Source organism: Streptomyces sp. NPDC002580, from assembly GCF_042889485.1.
Taxonomy (GTDB): Bacteria; Actinomycetota; Actinomycetes; order Streptomycetales; family Streptomycetaceae; genus Streptomyces.
Genome location: NZ_JBIAQZ010000001.1, coordinates 66,930 through 84,723 on the forward strand (window position 1 = coordinate 66,930; position 17,794 = coordinate 84,723).

At 70.6% G+C, this 17,794-nt stretch carries 15 protein-coding genes and 1 other RNA gene; 9 read left to right on the forward strand and 7 right to left on the reverse strand.

Annotation, left to right across the window (positions count from 1 at the left end; genetic code table 11):
* The first annotated feature begins 33 nt into the window (after positions 1–33).
* The 3 genes from ACFYW7_RS00235 to ACFYW7_RS00245 all read left to right on the forward strand — a co-directional run bounded on the left by ACFYW7_RS00235 (position 34) and on the right by ACFYW7_RS00245 (position 3,786).
* The gene (locus ACFYW7_RS00235) at positions 34–1,275 is read left to right on the forward strand and encodes a serine/threonine-protein kinase (protein ID WP_389496723.1); all 1,242 of its coding nucleotides are present in this window, start codon (positions 34–36) and stop codon (positions 1,273–1,275) included.
* A gap of 471 nt (positions 1,276–1,746) precedes the next feature.
* A complete protein-coding gene (gene prfB, locus ACFYW7_RS00240; RefSeq protein ID WP_389496725.1) occupies positions 1,747–2,853 on the forward strand; it encodes a peptide chain release factor 2 in 1,107 nt (368 codons plus the stop codon).
* Between the two features lie 336 nt (positions 2,854–3,189).
* Positions 3,190–3,786: a hypothetical protein gene (locus tag ACFYW7_RS00245; protein WP_389496727.1), complete on the forward strand. Its 597-nt coding sequence runs from the start codon at positions 3,190–3,192 to the stop codon at positions 3,784–3,786.
* A gap of 94 nt (positions 3,787–3,880) precedes the next feature.
* Here the strand turns inward: ACFYW7_RS00245 and ACFYW7_RS00250 are convergent, their stop codons facing one another.
* Positions 3,881–4,072 (reverse strand): hypothetical protein, encoded by a 192-nt coding sequence (locus ACFYW7_RS00250; RefSeq protein WP_389498468.1) that lies wholly within the window; start codon positions 4,070–4,072, stop codon positions 3,881–3,883.
* 301 nt (positions 4,073–4,373) lie between these two features.
* On the opposite strand from ACFYW7_RS00250, the gene ftsE reads away from it, so the two are divergent.
* The 5 genes from ftsE to ssrA all read left to right on the forward strand — a co-directional run bounded on the left by ftsE (position 4,374) and on the right by ssrA (position 8,410).
* Positions 4,374–5,063 (forward strand): cell division ATP-binding protein FtsE, encoded by a 690-nt coding sequence (gene ftsE / locus ACFYW7_RS00255; protein WP_389496729.1) that lies wholly within the window; start codon positions 4,374–4,376, stop codon positions 5,061–5,063.
* A gap of 33 nt (positions 5,064–5,096) precedes the next feature.
* A complete protein-coding gene (gene ftsX / locus ACFYW7_RS00260; protein ID WP_389496731.1) occupies positions 5,097–6,017 on the forward strand; it encodes a permease-like cell division protein FtsX in 921 nt (306 codons plus the stop codon).
* Between the two features lie 67 nt (positions 6,018–6,084).
* Positions 6,085–7,251 carry a S41 family peptidase gene (locus ACFYW7_RS00265; RefSeq protein ID WP_389496733.1) on the forward strand — a complete coding sequence of 389 codons (1,167 nt, stop codon included), beginning with the start codon at positions 6,085–6,087 and terminating at the stop codon, positions 7,249–7,251.
* 69 nt (positions 7,252–7,320) lie between these two features.
* Complete coding sequence (gene smpB, locus ACFYW7_RS00270) at positions 7,321–7,866, forward strand: SsrA-binding protein SmpB (protein WP_389496735.1); 546 nt, start codon at positions 7,321–7,323, stop codon at positions 7,864–7,866.
* A 156-nt stretch (positions 7,867–8,022) separates the two neighbouring features.
* Positions 8,023–8,410: a transfer-messenger RNA gene (gene ssrA, locus ACFYW7_RS00275) on the forward strand.
* A gap of 92 nt (positions 8,411–8,502) precedes the next feature.
* Here the strand turns inward: ssrA and ACFYW7_RS00280 are convergent.
* The 6 genes from ACFYW7_RS00280 to ACFYW7_RS00305 form a co-directional block, all read right to left on the reverse strand.
* The gene (locus ACFYW7_RS00280) at positions 8,503–9,516 is read right to left on the reverse strand and encodes a LacI family DNA-binding transcriptional regulator (RefSeq protein ID WP_389496737.1); all 1,014 of its coding nucleotides are present in this window, start codon (positions 9,514–9,516) and stop codon (positions 8,503–8,505) included.
* Positions 9,516–11,771: an alpha-xylosidase gene (yicI, locus tag ACFYW7_RS00285; protein WP_389496738.1), complete on the reverse strand. Its 2,256-nt coding sequence runs from the start codon at positions 11,769–11,771 to the stop codon at positions 9,516–9,518. The genes ACFYW7_RS00280 and yicI overlap by 1 nt, the downstream gene beginning before the upstream one ends.
* An 11-nt stretch (positions 11,772–11,782) precedes the next feature.
* Complete coding sequence (locus ACFYW7_RS00290) at positions 11,783–12,604, reverse strand: carbohydrate ABC transporter permease (protein ID WP_389496740.1); 822 nt, start codon at positions 12,602–12,604, stop codon at positions 11,783–11,785.
* Positions 12,601–13,569, reverse strand: a complete 969-nt coding sequence (locus tag ACFYW7_RS00295; RefSeq protein ID WP_389496742.1) for a carbohydrate ABC transporter permease — start codon at positions 13,567–13,569, stop codon at positions 12,601–12,603. The genes ACFYW7_RS00290 and ACFYW7_RS00295 overlap by 4 nt, the downstream gene beginning before the upstream one ends.
* On the reverse strand, positions 13,566–14,864 hold the full coding sequence (locus ACFYW7_RS00300; RefSeq protein ID WP_389496744.1) for an extracellular solute-binding protein: 1,299 nt from the start codon (positions 14,862–14,864) through the stop codon (positions 13,566–13,568). Before ACFYW7_RS00300 ends, ACFYW7_RS00295 begins: the two co-directional genes overlap by 4 nt.
* 264 nt (positions 14,865–15,128) lie before the next feature.
* Entirely contained in the window at positions 15,129–16,451 is a 1,323-nt protein-coding gene (locus ACFYW7_RS00305) for an MFS transporter (protein WP_389496746.1), read from the reverse strand.
* Positions 16,452–16,534: 83 nt separating this feature from the next.
* Here ACFYW7_RS00305 and ACFYW7_RS00310 point away from each other — a divergent pair, with 83 nt between their 5' ends.
* Positions 16,535–17,515, forward strand: a complete 981-nt coding sequence (locus tag ACFYW7_RS00310; protein ID WP_389496748.1) for a LysR family transcriptional regulator — start codon at positions 16,535–16,537, stop codon at positions 17,513–17,515.
* Positions 17,516–17,794 lie beyond the last annotated feature (279 nt).

The window sequence follows — 17,794 nt, forward strand, 5'->3', positions numbered from 1 at the left end:
TTTAAGCGGCAACACGCGTCTGTAGGAGCAGTCTTGGCACGCAAGATCGGCAGCCGGTACACCGCGAACCAGATCCTGGGGCGGGGGAGCGCCGGCACGGTGTGGCTGGGCGAGGGACCCGAGGGGCCCGTCGCCATCAAGCTGCTGCGCGAGGACCTCGCGTCCGACCAGGAACTCGTGGGGCGCTTCGTGCAGGAGCGCACCGCGCTGCTCGGTCTCGACCATCCCCACGTGGTGGCGGTGCGCGACATGGTGGTGGACGGGAACGACCTCGCCCTCGTCATGGACCTCGTACGCGGCACCGACCTGCGCACCCGGCTCGACCGGGAGCGGCGGCTCTCCCCCGAGTCGGCCGTGGCGATCGTCGCCGACATCGCGGACGGACTCGCGGCCGCGCACGCCGCCGGGGTCGTCCACCGCGACGTGAAGCCCGAGAACGTCCTGCTCGACATGCAGGGCCCGCTCGGCCCCGGCGGCTCGCACCCCGCCCTCCTCACCGACTTCGGTGTGGCCAAGCTCATCGACTCCCCGCGCCGGACCCGGGCCACGAAGATCATCGGGACGCCGGACTACCTGGCTCCCGAGATCATCGAGGGCCTGCCGCCGCGCGCCGCCGTCGACATCTACGCGCTGGCGACCGTGCTCTACGAGCTGCTCGCCGGATTCACGCCCTTCGGCGGCGGCCACCCCGGCGCGGTCCTGCGCCGCCATGTCACCGAGACCGTGGTCCCGCTCCCCGGCATCCCGGACGAGCTGTGGCAGCTGATGCTGCAGTGCCTGGCCAAGGCGCCCGCGTCCCGTCTGCGGGCGTCCGAGCTGGGGGCACGGCTGCGGGAGCTGCTGCCGCTGCTGGCCGGGATGCCGCCGCTGGACGTCGACTCGCCGGACGCGGAGGCCGACGACGAGGACGAGGAGTTCGAGGAGGCCCAGGCGCCCGCCCCCGCGGCGGCCCGGGTGCGGCGAGGGGCCGTACCCCTGGTGCCGGGGGCCGCGCCCGACTCGAACCGGGACACGCACACCTCGATGCGGGTGCCCGCGCCCGACGAGCTGGCCGGCGGGGCCCGCGGCACGGCCCGGGCGCCCCGCGCGGCGGGCGCCCCCCGTCCGGGCTCCGCCCGGCACCGCGCGGCCGCCCGCCGCCGCCGGATCACGCTGGGGGCGGCGGCGGTCGCCCTGGTCGCCGCGGTGGGCGTCGGCACCTGGCTCGCCACGTCCGGCGACGACGGCGACGGCACCCCCCAGGACACGAAGAACTCGGCCCCGGCCTCCCCCTGACCCGCGTCCCCCGGACCGCACCGCGCCGACCGCGTCCCGCCGACCGCATCCCTCTGACCGGGTCCCGGCAGGACCGCATCCCGGCGAACCGGGCGGCCTTCCCCGCCCGCCCGGCCCGGCCCCAGCCCGTCCCGGGTCCGCAGGGCCTCCCGGCCACAGCACCGGCCCCGGCCTCCGGTCGCCGGTCGCCGGAGGGCCGCATCCAGCCCGTCGGGCCGCCCGCCCCGTTCCGTCCCGGGGCCGCGATTCCCCCCCCGGCCCCTCCTCCGGTCGCCGGGGGAGGGACCGGATCAGCCCGTCGGGCCGCTGTGGCCGGGACCCTTCCGGCCGGGGCGGGGTCCCTGGGCGGGCGCAGCTCCGGCTCGGTCCGGGCGGCGGCGGGGAGGGCGGGAACCGGCCCGGGGCCCGCCGCGGTGCCGGGCCCCGGGGGACGAGGGCCGCCGCGGTTGCCGTAACCGTTACGCTGGAGGCGTGGCAGTCGTCGATGTTTCCGAAGAGCTCAAGTCCCTCTCCTCGACCATGGAGTCGATCGAGGCCGTCCTGGACCTCGACAAGCTGAGGGCAGATGTCGCCGTGCTCGAGGAGCAGGCGGCCGCGCCGTCCCTGTGGGACGACCCGGACGAGGCGCAGAAGATCACCAGCAAGCTGAGCCACCTCCAGGCGGAGGTCAGGAAGGCCGAGGCGCTGCGCGGGCGTATCGACGATCTGAGCGTGCTCTTCGAGATGGCCGAGGAGGAGGACGACCCCGACACCCGTGCCGAGGCCGACATCGAGCTCGTCGCCGTCAAGAAGGCGCTGGACGAGATGGAGGTCCGTACCCTCCTGTCCGGCGAGTACGACTCCCGTGAGGCCGTCGTCACCATCCGCGCCGAGGCCGGCGGCGTCGACGCCTCCGACTTCGCCGAGAAGCTCCAGCGCATGTACCTGCGCTGGGCCGAGCGCCACGGCTACAAGACGGAGCTCTACGAGACCTCGTACGCGGAGGAGGCGGGCATCAAGTCCACCACCTTCGCCGTCCACGTCCCGTACGCGTACGGGACGCTCTCCGTCGAGCAGGGCACGCACCGGCTCGTGCGCATCTCGCCCTTCGACAACCAGGGGCGCCGCCAGACCTCCTTCGCCGGTGTCGAGATCCTGCCCGTCGTCGAGCAGACCGACCACATCGAGATCGACGAGTCGGAGCTCCGCATCGACGTGTACCGGTCCTCCGGTCCCGGCGGTCAGGGCGTCAACACCACCGACTCCGCGGTGCGTCTGACCCACCTCGCCACCGGCATCGTCGTCTCGTGCCAGAACGAGCGCTCGCAGATCCAGAACAAGGCCTCGGCCATGAACGTCCTGCAGGCCAAGCTCCTCGAGCGGCGCCGGCAGGAGGAGCAGGCCGCGATGGACGCCCTGAAGGGCGACGGCGGCAACTCCTGGGGAAACCAGATGCGTTCGTACGTCCTGCACCCGTACCAGATGGTCAAGGACCTGCGCACCGAGTTCGAAGTCGGCAACCCCGAGGCCGTGTTCGGCGGCGAGATCGACGGGTTCCTGGAAGCCGGAATTCGCTGGCGCAAGCAGCAGGAGAAGTAGCGGCAGGAGAAGCGCGCCGGAGACAGGCGCGCTTCACCTCCGCTGAAACCTCTTTGTCGACAAGGCAACTGCCGCCCACCGGGCGGCAGTTGCCTTTGTCGTACGGGCTCCATGGGGTTTACGTCACAGTCACATGTCCGCACGGCAGGCAAACAATGGTGTTCCGGACATCGCGTACGCAACGACCTTGACGATGCTTTGAAAACTGGGAAGGGTGACGGGTGGCATGCGTACGTACGGGGCGCATGTGAACCGGGAGGCCGAGCGAGGCCGCCTGTGACGCCGTGGCCCCGGGCGCTGCTCCATTGACGATCAGCTACTGGGGGTAGCAGACAGATGACGAAGAAGACGCGGATCCGCGTGGCGCGGATAGCAGCCGGCGTGGTGATCGCCGCCGGTGCTTCGCTGACCGCGGCCGGTGCCGCCTCGGCGATCGACCTCACCGGCGGCGTCGCCGCCGACGGCCCCACCCCGACGCCGACCGACACGGGCATCCCGACCGAGCCCACCGACGAGCCGACCATTCCCACCGAGGAGCCCACGGAGCCCACCGAGGAGCCGACCGAGCCCACGGAGGAGCCCACCGAGCCGACCGAGGAGCCGACCGAGCCCACCGAGGAGCCGACCGACCCGACGGAGGAGCCCAGCTCCGGCGCCTCGACGCCCGCGGACGAGGGCACCGGCGGCGCGGGCGGCGGCGGCAACAACGCCGACCCCGACGGCGGAACCTCCGCCCAGGAGGAGGGCTCCTCGGCCCTCACCGACACGGGCTCGGACACCGCGGCCCAGGGCGGCGACGACGGTGAGCTCGCCGAGACGGGCGCGGGTCAGACCACGTTCCTGATCATCGGTGCGGCCACGATGATCGCCGGAGGTGTCGGCTTCCGTCTGCTGCCGCGCCTCGCGGGCGGCCGCGGCGGTGCCGCGGCCTGACCCGACAGCACGTGACGAAGGGTCCGGAGCAGCTTGCTCCGGGCCCTTCTCGTGTCAGGGGCGGGCCTGGACGCCGAAGCGTCGCCCGCGTGGCTCACACCGTCTGGTGGGCCACCAGAGCCAGTGCCGCGATCAGTATCGCGAGCAGGGCGATCAGTGCCATCGGATTGAGCCCGGCGAAGGGGCTCTCCTGCTGGAGTCGCTCCCGGTTCGCGCGGCAGACGCGGCAGCGGCCCTCGCTGACTGGCGCCGCGCAGTTAGCGCATACCAATCGGTCGTACGTCATGCGCTGGCCCTCCTTGCGCCGTCTCCACGCACGCACCGTTCTCGCGTACGCGTCGCTCTCTTAACGCTGCGGGGAACGCAACCGTTCCCCTACCACTGTGCCAGGTTCCGCGGATTTAGGCGCGGCTCGCTTTATCCTGCCCCGCCCGGAGGTCCGCCAGCCGCCCGGATCCGGTGTGAAACGCGCCTCAGATCCCTGACAAATCGTGCAAGCCTCGCGCAACCCCGTACGCCGACTGCGCTCGCACACCCGGTTCGCGTATGGTCACGCACACCTACCCCCGGCGACCCGTGGTGCATCCGTGATCCGATTCGACAACGTCTCCAAGGTCTACCCCAAGCAGACCCGCCCCGCTCTCAGGGATGTCTCCCTGGAGATCGAGCGCGGAGAATTCGTGTTCCTCGTGGGCTCCTCCGGTTCCGGAAAGTCCACGTTCATGCGGCTGATCCTCCGCGAGGAGCGGGTCAGCCACGGCCAGGTGCACGTTCTGGGCAAGGACCTCGCGCGCCTCTCCAACTGGAAGGTGCCGCAGATGCGCCGCCAGCTGGGGACCGTGTTCCAGGACTTCCGCCTCCTGCCCAACAAGACGGTCGCCGAGAACGTGGCCTTCGCCCAGGAGGTCATCGGCAAGTCCCGCGGTGAGATCCGCAAGTCCGTGCCCCAGGTGCTCGACCTCGTCGGCCTGGGCGGCAAGGAGGACCGGATGCCCGGCGAGCTCTCCGGTGGTGAGCAGCAGCGTGTGGCCATCGCGAGAGCCTTCGTGAACCGGCCCAAGCTCCTCATCGCCGACGAGCCGACCGGAAACCTCGACCCACAGACCTCCGTGGGCATCATGAAACTGCTCGACCGGATCAACCGGACGGGCACCACGGTCCTGATGGCGACGCACGACCAGAACATCGTGGACCAGATGCGCAAGCGCGTCATCGAGCTGGAGCAGGGCCGTCTCGTGCGTGACCAGGCGCGCGGCGTCTACGGCTACCAGCACTGATCATCGTCCACGGAAAGGTCTGAGGAAGACGCCATGCGCGCGCAGTTCGTTCTGTCGGAGATCGGTGTCGGTCTCCGCCGCAACCTGACCATGACTTTCGCGGTCGTCGTCTCGGTCGCCCTCTCGCTCGCCCTGTTCGGTGGCTCGCTCCTGATGAGCGACCAGGTGAACAGCATGAAGGGCTACTGGTACGACAAGGTCAACGTCTCGATCTTCCTCTGCAACAAGAGTGATGCCGAGTCCGACCCCAACTGCGCCAAGGGCGCGGTGACCAGCGACCAGAAGAAGCAGATCCTCGGCGACCTGGACAAGATGTCCACGGTCGTGGAGAAGGTCTCCTACGAGTCCGCGGACCAGGCGTACAAGCACTACAAGGAGCAGTTCGGCGACTCCCCGCTGGCCAGCTCCCTCACGCCGGACCAGATGCAGGAGTCCTACCGGATCAAGCTGGTGGACCCGGAGAAGTACCAGGTCATCGCGACCGCCTTCGACGGCCGTGCCGGCGTGCAGTCGGTGCAGGACCAGAAGGGCATCCTGGACAACCTCTTCGAGCTGCTGAACCTGATGAACCGGGCCGCGCTCGCCCTGATGCTGCTCATGCTGATCGTCGCCCTGCTGCTGATCGTCAACACGGTGCGCGTGTCCGCGTTCAGCCGTCGGAGGGAGACCGGGATCATGCGCCTCGTCGGCGCCTCCGGCTTCTACATCCAGGCGCCGTTCATCGCCGAGGCCGCGGTCGCCGGACTGATCGGCGGAGGTGTGGCCTGCTTCTTCCTGGTGGTCGGCCGCTACTTCACCATCGACCACGGCATGACCCTGTCCAAGAAGCTGAACCTGATCAACTTCATCGGCTGGGACGCCGTGTTGACCAAGCTCCCGCTCATCCTCGCGACGAGCCTGCTGATGCCCGCGCTGGCGGCGTTCTTCGCGCTGCGCAAGTACCTGAAGGTGTGACGCATGCCAAGAGGGCCGCATCGCCAACCGGCGGTGCGGCCCTTCGCGTTGTCCTAGACTCACCGGCATGTCAGGCCGTGACCTGTTCTGCGAGCCCCGCCGCATCCGCCGCGGGGCGGCCCTGACATTGGTGTTCGCGAGTGTCCTCGTGGCCGGCGCGGCCACCGGATCCTTCTCCGACTCCGACCGGAAGAGCGCGGCGGACGCCTCCCGTTCGAGGGCGCAGAGCCGACACGACGACGTCACCGAGGCCGCCGCCCGGGCCATGGCCGACGGCAAGTCCCCCGTGGAGGCCGCCGAGCGGGCCGTCAGCCGCAGCGGCGACCGCTGGGGCGCCGTCTACTCCCAGGGCGACTACGAGGAGTTCCAGGAAGCCCTGGACGGCCAGTACACCGGTGTGGGCCTGTGGGCCCGCCGCGAGAGCGACGGACGCATCGAGGTCACCCGCGTCCGGGCGGGCTCGCCCGCCGCCGCGGCCGGCATCCGCGAGGGCGACCGGCTGCGCACCGTCGACGGCGCGAAGGTCGACGGCCGGCCGGTCACCGAGGTCGTCTCCTTACTGCGCGGTGACGCGGACGACGCCGACGCGGGCACGAAGGTCGCCCTCGGCCTGGAACGCGGCACCCGGACGTGGAGCCGGACCCTGCGGCGCGCCCGGCTCTCCACGGACTCCGTGGCCGTCAGCGGGCTTCCCGGTGACGTCACCCTGATCAAGGTCGCCGCCTTCACCAAGGGCGTCGGCGGGTCCGTGGGCAGCGCCGTCGGGCGGGCGCCGGGCCGGGCCGGGATCGTCCTCGACCTGCGCGGCAACTCGGGCGGCCTGGTCGCCGAGGCCGTCACCGCCGCCTCCGCGTTCCTCGACGGCGGCCTCGTCGCCACGTACGACGTGAACGGCGCGCAGCGCGCCCTGCACGCGGACTCCGGCGGCGACACCACCAGACCCCTGGTCGTGCTCGTCGACGGCGGCACGATGAGCGCGGCCGAACTGCTCACCGGAGCCCTCCAGGACCGCGGGCGCGCGGTCGTCGTGGGCTCCAGGACCTTCGGCAAGGGCTCGGTCCAGATGCCGAGCCGGCTGCCGGACGGCTCCGTCGCCGAGCTGACCGTCGGGCACTACCGCACCCCAGGTGGGCACTCCGTCGACGGCCGGGGCATCACCCCCGACCTGGAGGCGGACAAGGACTCGCTGGAGCGGGCCGAGACCGTACTGAGCGGGCTCGGCGACCCCTCGTGAGCCCCGTGGCGCGGGCGCGGTAATCGACTTTCCCCCGAGGCCCCCTGTAGTGCGAAAATGGCCAGCACTATGAGCAAGGGAATGTACGTACCGAAGGAGTCCCAGCCCAAGCAGGGCGGGCAGGGCGCGGTCAAGGCCAAGGACGGCAAGCGCAAGATCGTCGCGCAGAACAAGAAGGCGCGGCACGACTACGCGATCATCGACACCTACGAGGCCGGGATCGTCCTGACCGGCACCGAGGTCAAGTCGCTGCGCCAGGGGCGTGCCTCCCTCGCGGACGGCTTCGTCCAGATCGACGGGAACGAGGCGTGGCTGCACAACGCCCACATCCCGGAGTACTTCCAGGGCACCTGGACGAACCACACCGTGCGCCGCAAGCGCAAGCTGCTCCTGCACCGCGAGGAGATCGACAAGCTGGCGGCCAAGACCCAGGAGACGGGTCACACGATCGTGCCGCTCGCCCTCTACTTCAAGGACGGCCGGGCCAAGGCGGAGATCGCGCTCGCCCGGGGCAAGAAGGAGTACGACAAGCGGCAGACCCTGCGCGAGAAGCAGGACCGGCGCGAGTCGGACCGGGCGATCGCTTCGGCCAAGCGGAAGCAGCGCGGCGAGTAGCGGGCCGGCCGGACCGGCCGCCGGACCGGTGAGCGGCGCGGGCCCGCCCTAATAGGCTGGCACCGTCGTGCGTCGGTCACGTACGATGGCAACGCACCTCACAGCAGGTGTGGGGTTCCTCCCCGGAGGAGCCGAGCTGTTTTGAAAAATCAACATGGGGATGATCGGTTTCGACAGCGGCTGTCGAAGCAGGGGAAGCGTGTCGAGGAAGCGGCAATGATCTCGTAAACCATATGTCGCAAAAAATAATCGCCACTAACAAGAGCGATTCCCAGTCCTTCGCCCTCGCTGCCTAATAAGCAGTGAGTGAGGGACCCTAAAGGGTGTCAGCCCGGGAGTGTTCCCGGCCCGGATCCTGGCATAATCTAGGGAACTAAACCATCGAGCCCGGTCACGGGGTTCGATGGGAAATCAAACAGTGACTGAGCCCGTCGGCGACTTGTTCGCGTGATCGCCGGGGCTGAGAAAATCGCAGCGAACTGCGCACGGAGAAGCCCTGATTCTGCACCGTTGGACGCGGGTTCGATTCCCGCCATCTCCACTCATCCCATGTTTGAATGAGCACGTTCCAATGGAATAGCTCCACGAAGGCCCCGCTGCCCAGGCAGCGGGGCCTTCGTCGTGTTCGGGGACCGCTCAGGAGACCGGCGCGCGAGGTGCGGTGCTGGACCGCTCCGTCATCCGGGGGGCGAGCAGGGTGGCCTCCGCGACGGGTGTGCCGCTCAGCTTGCCCATCAGCAACTCGACGGCCCGCGCGCCCACTTCGGCCGACGGGATGGCGATCGAGGTGACCGGGACGCGCAGGCTCTCGGCCAGCTCGTCCGGGCAGATCGCGGTGACGGACAGGTCGCCCGGAACCCGCAGGCCGAGCTGCTCGAACGCGTCGATCAGCGGCTCCAGGACGGGCTCGTTGTGGACGACGACTCCGGTCAGCGCGGGCTGCTCGCGCAGGAGTCGCTCGGCGACCCGGCGGGCGGCGGCGGGCGTGGCCTCGCAGGGGTGGACGGACGAGGCGAGACCGCCCCGGTCGGCCGCGGCCGTGAACCCCTGCACCACCCGTTGCGCGAACGCCGTGCCCCGCACGTACACCTCCGGCGGTGAGCCGACCAGCGCGACGACCCGGTGCCCGAGGCCCGCGAGCCGCTCCACGCACAGCTCACCGGCGGCCCTGAAGTCCAGGTCGATACAGGTGAGCCCCTCGGCGGCGGCCGGGAACCCGATGAGCACCGACGGCCGGTCCAGCGCGCGCAGCAACGGCAGCAGCGGATCGTGGAGCTGGACGTCCATCACGATCAGCGCGTCCACCAGCGCGGTGTCCGCGACCCGGCGCAGCCCGTCCGCGCCCTCCTCCTGCGTGAGCAGCAGGACGTCGTGGTCGTGCCGACGGGCCGCCGTCACCACCGACACCGCGAACTGCATCACGACCGGCACGTGGATGCCCGCCCGCAACGGGACGACCAGCGCGAGGACGTTCGACCGGCTGCTGGCCAGCGCCCGGGCCCCCGCGTGCGGGTGGTAGCCCAGCCGGCGGATGCTCTCCTCGACGCGCCGCCTGGTCGGCTCCGAGATCGGCCGCTTGCCGCTGAGGGCGTAGGAGACGGTGCTGGGGGAGACCCCGGCGTGCCGTGCCACATCGGTGATCTTGACCATCACGCGGTCCCCAGTTCCAGGGAGAGGAAGCCCGTCCCGGCCCGGGCCCGGACCTCGCGCCCGTCCGCGGCCAGCGCCCAGGGCGCCGAGGCATCGGAACGGGACGCGCGCAGGGTGTCGCCCTCGCGCACGACGGTGAAGGTGACTCCGCCGACCGGCACGGTCACCTGGGCGCCCCGCTTCAGGCCGTACGCGCGCAGGGTGACCCCGTCGGCGTGGTCGTAGTCGGGACGGTCGTCCACCGCGCCCACCGGGATCACCGCGCCCGGCCGCACGAGCAGTGGCACGCTGGTGAAACCGTGCCGCTCGCGCACCCAGCGCGGCCCGGTCACGGGCGGACCCCCGAGGTAGGGGGTCCAGGTGCCCCCGGGCACGTAGTACGAGACGTCGCCCTCGTCGCTGAAGACGGGCGCCACCAGCAGGTCCGGGCCGAGCATGTACTGCCGTTCCAGGTGCGCGCACCCCGGATCGTCGGGGAACTCCAGCACCATCGCCCGCATCATCGGGACCCCTTCCGTGTGGGCGGCGCGGGCGGCCTCGTACAGGTACGGCATGAGGCCGAGCTTGAGCCGGGTGAACCGCCGCAGGACGTCCACGGCCTCCTCGTCGAAGTGCCAGGGCACGCGGTACGAGGACGAGCCGTGCAGCCGGCTGTGCGAGGACAGCAGCCCGAAGGCGATCCACCGTTTGAACAGCGCGGGCGTCGGTGTCCCCTCGAAGCCGCCGATGTCGTGGCTCCAGAACCCGAAGCCCGACAGGCCGAGGCTGAGCCCGCCGCGCAGCGACTCGGCCATCGACGCGTACGTAGCCTCGCAGTCGCCGCCCCAGTGCACCGGGAACCGATGGCTCCCGGTGGTCGCCGAGCGGGCGAAGACGACGGCCTCCCCCTCTCCCCGGTGCTTGCGGAGCACCTCGAACACGGTCTGGTTGTAGAGGTAGGTGTAGTAGTTGTGCATCCGCTCCGGGTCGGCGCCGTCGGCGTACGCGACGTCCACCGGGATCCGCTCGCCGAAGTCGGTCTTGAAGCAGTCGACGCCCTGCGCGAGCAGGGCCTCCAGCTTCGCGGCGTACCACTGACGGGCCTCCGCACGGGTGAAGTCGACCAGGGCCATGCCCGGCTGCCACAGGTCCCACTGCCAGACGCTCCCGTCGGGCCGCTTCAGCAGATGCCCGAGTTCCCGCCCCTCCGCGAACAGCGGCGAGCGCTGCGCGATGTACGGGTTGATCCACACGCAGATCCGCAGCCCCTTGTCCTTCAGCCGGGTCAGCATCCCCTCCGGATCGGGGAACACCCGCGGATCCCAGCGGAAGTCGCACCAGTTGAACTCGCGCATCCAGAAGCAGTCGAAGTGGAAGACGGACAGCGGGAGTTCGCGGTCCCGCATGCCGTCGATGAAGGAGGTGACGGTGTCCTCGTCGTAGGAGGTGGTGAAGGAGGTCGACAGCCACAGGCCGAAGGACCACGCGGGCGGCAGGGCGGGGCGCCCGGTGAGCGCCGTGTACCGGCGCAGGATGTCCTTCGGGGTCGGTCCGTGGATGACGTAGTACGTCAACTGCTGGGTCTCGGCGCTGAACTGGACCCGGGACACCGCCTCCGAGCCGACCTCGAAGGAGACCCGCCCCGGGTGGTCGACGAAGACGCCGTACCCCGCGTCCGTCAGATAGAACGGCACGTTCTTGTAGGCCTGTTCGGTGGCCGTTCCGCCGTCCGCGTTCCACATGTCCACGACCTGGCCGTTCTTGACGAGCGGCCCGAACCGCTCGCCGAGGCCGTAGACCTGTGTGCCGACGCCGAGGTCCAGCTGCTCGCACAGGTAGTGCGCGCCGGTCGCGTCCCGCACGATGCCCATGCCCTTGGGGCCGCTGCCGGTGAGGGCGCGGCCGTCGGCGAGGAAGCCGACGTGCCACGGGGCGGTGCGGGCCACCCGGACGGACAGGGCCCCGGCGGTGAGGGTCGCGTACGCGTCGTCGTACTCGGCGAGCGGGGTGAACCCGCCCCCGCCCAGCTCGAACCGGGGTCCCCGTGGCTCCTCGCCCTGGAAGTGGGTGACCGTGACGCCGATGACGCCGGGCATCGGCGCGTGGAATCTGATCGTCACGACCGGTCCCTTCAACAGGTCGCCGCGGTGCCGGATGGGCTGGGTCGGCGCGTCGATCTCCAGGCCGCCGGGACCCGAGGTCACGTCGAGGACCTCGACCGGGTGGGCCGCGGTGACGCCCTCGCGCAGCAGCCAGTAGCCGTCCGTGAACTTCACTGCCGTACCCCTTACTCGACCGCGCCGACGGCGATGCCGCGGGTGAGGGTCCGCTGGAAGGCGAGGAAGAAGACGATGGCGGGCAGGACGCCCAGCAGGGCGGCGGCGTTCGTCATCGTGGCGTCCATCAACTGCTGGCCCTGAAGGACGCCGAGGGCCACCGAAACCGTCTGGTTGTCGTTGGAGATCAGCATGACCAGCGGCAGCAGGAACTCGTTCCACGTCCAGATGAAGAAGAAGACGAGCAGCACGCCGATCGTGGGGCGGCTGACCGGGACCACGATCCGCCACAGCACCTGCCACCGGTTCGCCCCGTCGATCCGCGCGGCCTCGATGATCTCGCGCGGGAACCGCCCGAGGACGGAGGAGAGGAGGTAGGTGCCGAAGGCCGTCTGGATCACCGAGAACACGATGATCACGCTGATCCTGGTGTCGTAGAGGCCGGCCTGCTTGCTGAGGTAGTAGACGGGGTAGACCAGCGCCTCCTGCGGCAGCGTGTTCGCGAGGACGAAGAAGGCGAGCACCCAGGTGCGGCCCCTGATCCGGCCGATGCCGATGGCGTACGCGTTGAGGACCGACAGGACGACGGCCCCGACGGCCACCGAGCCGGAGATCAGCACCGAGTTGAGGAGCTTTCGCCCGTAGTCGACGCGGTCCCAGAAGTCCTCGAGGCCGTCGAGGTAGAGGCCGTGCGGGAGGCCGAGCGGCCCGTTGTGGGAGTACTCGGCGGGCGACTTGACCGCGTTGAGCGCGACGACGACGAACGGCAGCACCATGAACAGGGCGCCGATGACCAGGGCCACGAGTACCGGGTAGCGGCGGAGTGCTGTCATGCGCGCGTCCCTTCCTCGGCGTCCTCGGCCCGGGTCTGGAACCGCAGCCCGATCAGCGCCAGGGCCAGGACGATCACGGTCAGGACGGTGGAGATCGCGGCGCCGTAGCCGACCTGGGTCTTCTCGAAGAAGGTCGTGAAGGAGAAGTAGGACGGCACGTCGGTGGCGCCGCCCGGGCCGCCCTTCGTCAGGACGTACACCGCCCCGAACACCTTCAGCGCGGCGATCGTGCACCACAGCAGGACGACCGAGATCTCCGGGCGGATCTGCGGCAGCGTGATGTGCCAAAAGCGCCGCCACCAGCCCGCGCCGTCCAGCTCGGCCGCCTCGTACAGCTGCGGGTCCACGCGTTGCAGCCCCGCCATGAAGACGACGAGCGGGAAGCCGATCTGCACCCACACCATCACGCCCATGACGCTGTAGAGCGCGAGGTCGGGGTCGCCCAGCCAGTCCTGCTGCCAGGAACCGAGACCGACGGCCCCCAGCAGTTCGTTCAGCGACCCGTTGTCGGGCGCGAGGATCCAGCTCCACACGATGCCGGCCACGGCGATCGGCAGGACCTGGGGGAGGTAGAAACAGGCGCGGAGCACGGCCGCGGTCCGCGTCCCGAAGTGCTTGGCGACGAAGTCGAACAGGGCCGCGGCGAGGACGAGTCCGATCGCGGTCGGTACGAGCGCCATCGCGACGACCATGAACAGGCTGTGCCGGAAGGACGCCCAGAACTCGGAATCGTCCATCAGCTCGCGGTAGTTGGCGAGGCCCGACCAGTGCGGGGTGCCGACCCCCTGCCAGTCGGTGAAACTCACCCCGGTGTTCATGAGGAAGGGGGCGACGACGACCACGAGGAAGCCGATGACCCCGGGGAGCAGGAAGAGGGCGTACGAGGTGTGGGGGCGGCGGGGGCGGACCGCTTCGCGGTGGTACCCGCGAAGGGCCCGGCCGCCCCGCCCGACGGTGACCGTCATGTCTTCGGTACGCCCTTGTCGTACGCCTTCTGCAACGCGGACAGGTAGGCGTCGGGTGTCTCGCTCCCGGTGATGAGCTTCTGCGTCTCGGAGACGAGGACGTCGTAGAAGCCGGGGACGGGCCAGTCGGGATAGAAGGCGAGACCGTCCTTCTCCGAGAGCGTGTTGAAGTCGGCGATCAGGGACTTGGCCCGCGGGTCGGTGACGGCGGCGGGGTCCGCGGCCACCGGGACGCCGCCCTTGTCGCCGAGCAGGTTCTGGATCTTCTTCGACAGGGTGATGTCGATGAAGTCGTAGGCGAGTTCCTTGTTCTTCGCGCCCTTGGGAACGACCCAGAGGTTGCCGCCGGACCCGAGGGTGAGGCCGCTCCCGGGCCACAGGAACGTGCCCCAGTCGAACGTGTTCTCCGTCTTGAAGCGGCCGTACCACCAGCTGCCGGAGAACAGGATCGGGCTCTTGCCCTGGATGAAGGAGACGCCCGCGTCCTCGGCCTTGAGCCCGCTCGACCGCTTGCCGATGTACCCCTTCTCCACCCAGTCGGCGAAGGTGGTCGCGGCGTACGTCCAGGCCGCGTCGTGGAAGTCGGCCTTGCCCTTGTAGAGCTCGTACGCGTCGACCCAGGACCGGTCGGCCTTGGACAGGGCCAGCTGGTAGAGGTACTGCTGGGCCGGGTACTCGGCGCCCGCGTTGGCGAGCGGGGTGACGCCCTTCGCCACGAACTTGTCCATGGCGGCGGTGAGTTCGTCGAGCGTGGTGGGCGGCCGGGCGATGCCGTACTTCTTGAAGAGGTCCTTGTTGTAGAACACCATCGCGTACTCGGCGTAGTCGGGCACGCCGTACCACTTGCCGGAGCCCATGACCCCGTTGGTGTCGTACCGGCTGATGGTCCGCACCCCGCCGCTGATCTTCTTGTCCCAGCCGTGCCGGGTCACCTCGGCGGTGAGATCGGTGAGGAGCCCCTGCTTGGACAGGAGTCCGGCGGTCGCGTTGCCCTTGTTGTACTCCATGAGGTCGGGGGCGTCGTCCGAGTTGAGGACCATGGGCGCCGTCTTCTGGATCTGCTCGAAGCCCTTCTCCTCGAACTTCACCTTCACGCCCGGGTGTTGCGCTTCGAACTCCTTGACGGCCTCCTTCCAGGCCACGCCCATCGCGCTGTCCGGCCCTTCGTAGTGCCACAGCCTCAGGGTCTTGCCGTCCGAGGAACCGCCGTCGGAATCGCCGCACGAGGTCGCCAGCAGGGCACCCGCCAAGGCCACCGCCACCGTCGTCGCCACTCGCCTTCGTGTCGTCAACATCCATTGCCTCCGGGGAAGTCGGATGGGTATCGGGCCGCCACGCAGTGCTCGTCGAATCGTTTCGACGCGTGACGTCGAAGCGCTTCGACGGGGGAAGGTATGTGGGGGCCGTGGGTGCGTCAATGGGATGCGGCGGAATTGGGGCAGTGGTTCGACGGGTCGGACGGCCGGGCGCCCGACCCGCGGCCGAAGACGTTCCGGTTCCTGAGGTTCCGGCGTTTCCTGCGGTTCCGACTCCCGGTCCCGGGGATCCCGGGACCGTCCTCAGGCGGCGCCCCGGCTCACTCCGTTCGTCCGTACGTCCGGCACGTCCGGCCCGCCCGGCACGTCCAGCACGGCGGGTTCGCGGCGCCGCTCCCCGCGCACCGCGCCCGTCCGCGCGCCCAGCGCGGCGACGGCGAACGCGAACGTCGCCGCGGCGACCGGCACGGTGTAGCCGGCGGCCGGTGAGAGGTGCTCCACGATCCACCCGCCGGCCGCCGAGCCGCCCGCGATCCCGCCCAGCAGGCCGGTCACCGCGAGGGTCATGCCCTCGTTCAACCGCCCCTCGGGCGTGCGCCGCTGGACCAGCGTCATACCGGTGACCATCGCCGGGGCGGTCGCCATGCCGGCCACGAGCAGCGCGGCGGCGAGAACCGGGAGCGAGCCGGTGAGCCGGACGGCGAGCAGCGGCAGTGTCAGCAGCAGAGCCATGGCGCCGACGCACCGGGCGTACCGCCGCGCGGAGAGCGCCTCGCCGCCGAGCGGGGCCGCGCCGGGGGAGGGCGTGCTCCGTCGCCTCGCGCCGTACAGCAGGCCCGCCACGCAGGACCCCGCCGCCTGGAGGGCGAGGACCGCGCCCGCCGCGGACCGGTGTCCCTGGCCGTCCGCGAACGCGATGGTCACCACCTCCATCGCGCCGAAGACCGCGCCGGTGGCGAGGAAGGAGAGGAGCAGCGGGGGCATCCCGGGAGCGGACACGGGGGAGGCGGACGCCGTACGCGGCTGCGGCGGCGGCTCCGTCGCGCGCTGCGCGGCGAAGAGCAGGACGCCGGTCATCAGCAGGGCGGAGCCGGCCAGGGTGCCCGCCTCCGGGGAGACCGTCCCGCACAGCAGGGCCGCGAGCACCGGGCCCAGCATGAAGCACAGTTCGTCCACGGCCTGCTCGAAGGAGTTCGCGGTGTGCAGTGCCGCCGCGTCGCCCTTGAGGAGATGGGCCCAGCGGGCGCGGGACATCCCGCCCGTGTTGGGCGTCGTGGCGGTGGCGGCGTACGCGGCGAAGAGGGACCAGTCGGGTGCGTCGAGCCGCACGCAGGCCACCAGGCCGAGCCCGCCCAGCAGCGCGAAGGCCGTGGCGGGCACGGCCACCCGGGCCTGCCCGTGCCGGTCGACGAGCCGTGCGGTCCAGGGGGCGACCACCGCCGTCGCCGCGAGACCGGTCGCCGTGACGGCGCCGGCGAGCGCGTACGAGCCCCGCGAACTCGCGATCATGATGACCGCGCTCACGCTGAACATGCCCATGGGCAGCCGTGCGACGAGGTTGCCGAGGGTGAAGGCGCGGGTGCCGGGCAGGGCGAACAGACGGCGGTACGGGGTGAGCGGCGACATGGGTGAACCGTCGCCCGGCACCCCGGGAGCGGTCCAACACCTACTCCGTCGCGATTGACACACCTGGGTTGTAGATTCGCGGGATGCCTGGCCACCGCCCTCTCCCCGGTCATCTGGACCCGCGTCTCCTGCGGGCGTTCCTCGCCGTGGCCGAGGAGCTGCACTTCACCCGCGCGGCAGCCCGGCTGTACGTCGCCCAGCAGTCCCTGAGCCGCGACATCCGCCGGCTGGAGCGGGAACTCGGGGTGGAGCTCTTCGCGCGGACGACCCGGCAGGTGACGCCGACGCTGGACGCCGAGCGGCTGCTGCCGTACGCGCGCCGGGTGCTGGAGGCGCACGACGCCCTGCTGGAGGCCTTCGTGGGGCGGGGCGGCGAGGAACGGCCGCTGCTCGTGGATGTCAACACTCCCGGCCTCGTCTCCAGCCGCGTCCTCGACCGGGCCCGGCAGCTGGCGCCCGGCAGTGAACTGATGGCCCGCTACGAGAGCGGGCTCACCGGCGCGGCGGCGGAGCTGCTGGCCGGCCGCCTGGACGTGTCGTTCGGCCGGTTCGCGGGACTCGACCCGGCCGTGCGCGCCCGGCTGGAGCAACGGATCGTGCGCTACGAGCCGATGGCCGTCGTCCTGCCCGAGGACCATCACCTCGCCGCGCTGGACGCGGTGCCGCTGGCCGCGCTCGCGGGCGAGACGGTGTACGCCGGAGCGGGGAATCCCCGCACGCTGGAGTGGACCGACCTGGCACGTCACCTCTTCGAGGGACGGGGAATCAACCTCGCGTCACCCGCACCGGTGGCTCTCGGAATCGAGGAGTTCCGGCGAATCATGGCGAAGACGCGGATTCCGGTCCTCGCGGTGGTGGAGTTTCCGGCCACGCCCGGAACGGTGGTGAGACCCCTCGTCGACCCCGTTCCGCTGTCACCGGTGTCGCTGGTGTGGCGAAAGGGGCTTGCACACCGGGGAATCGATGCGCTCGTTCGAGCGTCTATCGAACTCGCGAGCGAAGAAAGGTGGCTCCTTGACCCCCGGGAAGGGTGGATTCCGGCCACCGACGTACTGAATTGTTGAGCTGTACATGAGACGTAACCACACGAGTCCCCCACATGCGCTACATTCTTCGTCCGGGCGCGGTGTGATATTGGGGGCGCACGGGCCGGGTGGGGGCTCGGTCCGGGCGACATGGTGAGTATTTGCCCGGACTCGTCGCGCGCCCGTGAACTGTCCCGTGGGGGGAAGCACGTGCGCGTTGATGACTGGCGGAAAGACGCCCAACCAGGTCGACGAGAAGTCGATCCGCCGGACGGGCGGCGTGTGGATCCGTCACCTGGGCGACAAGCCAAGGAGCCG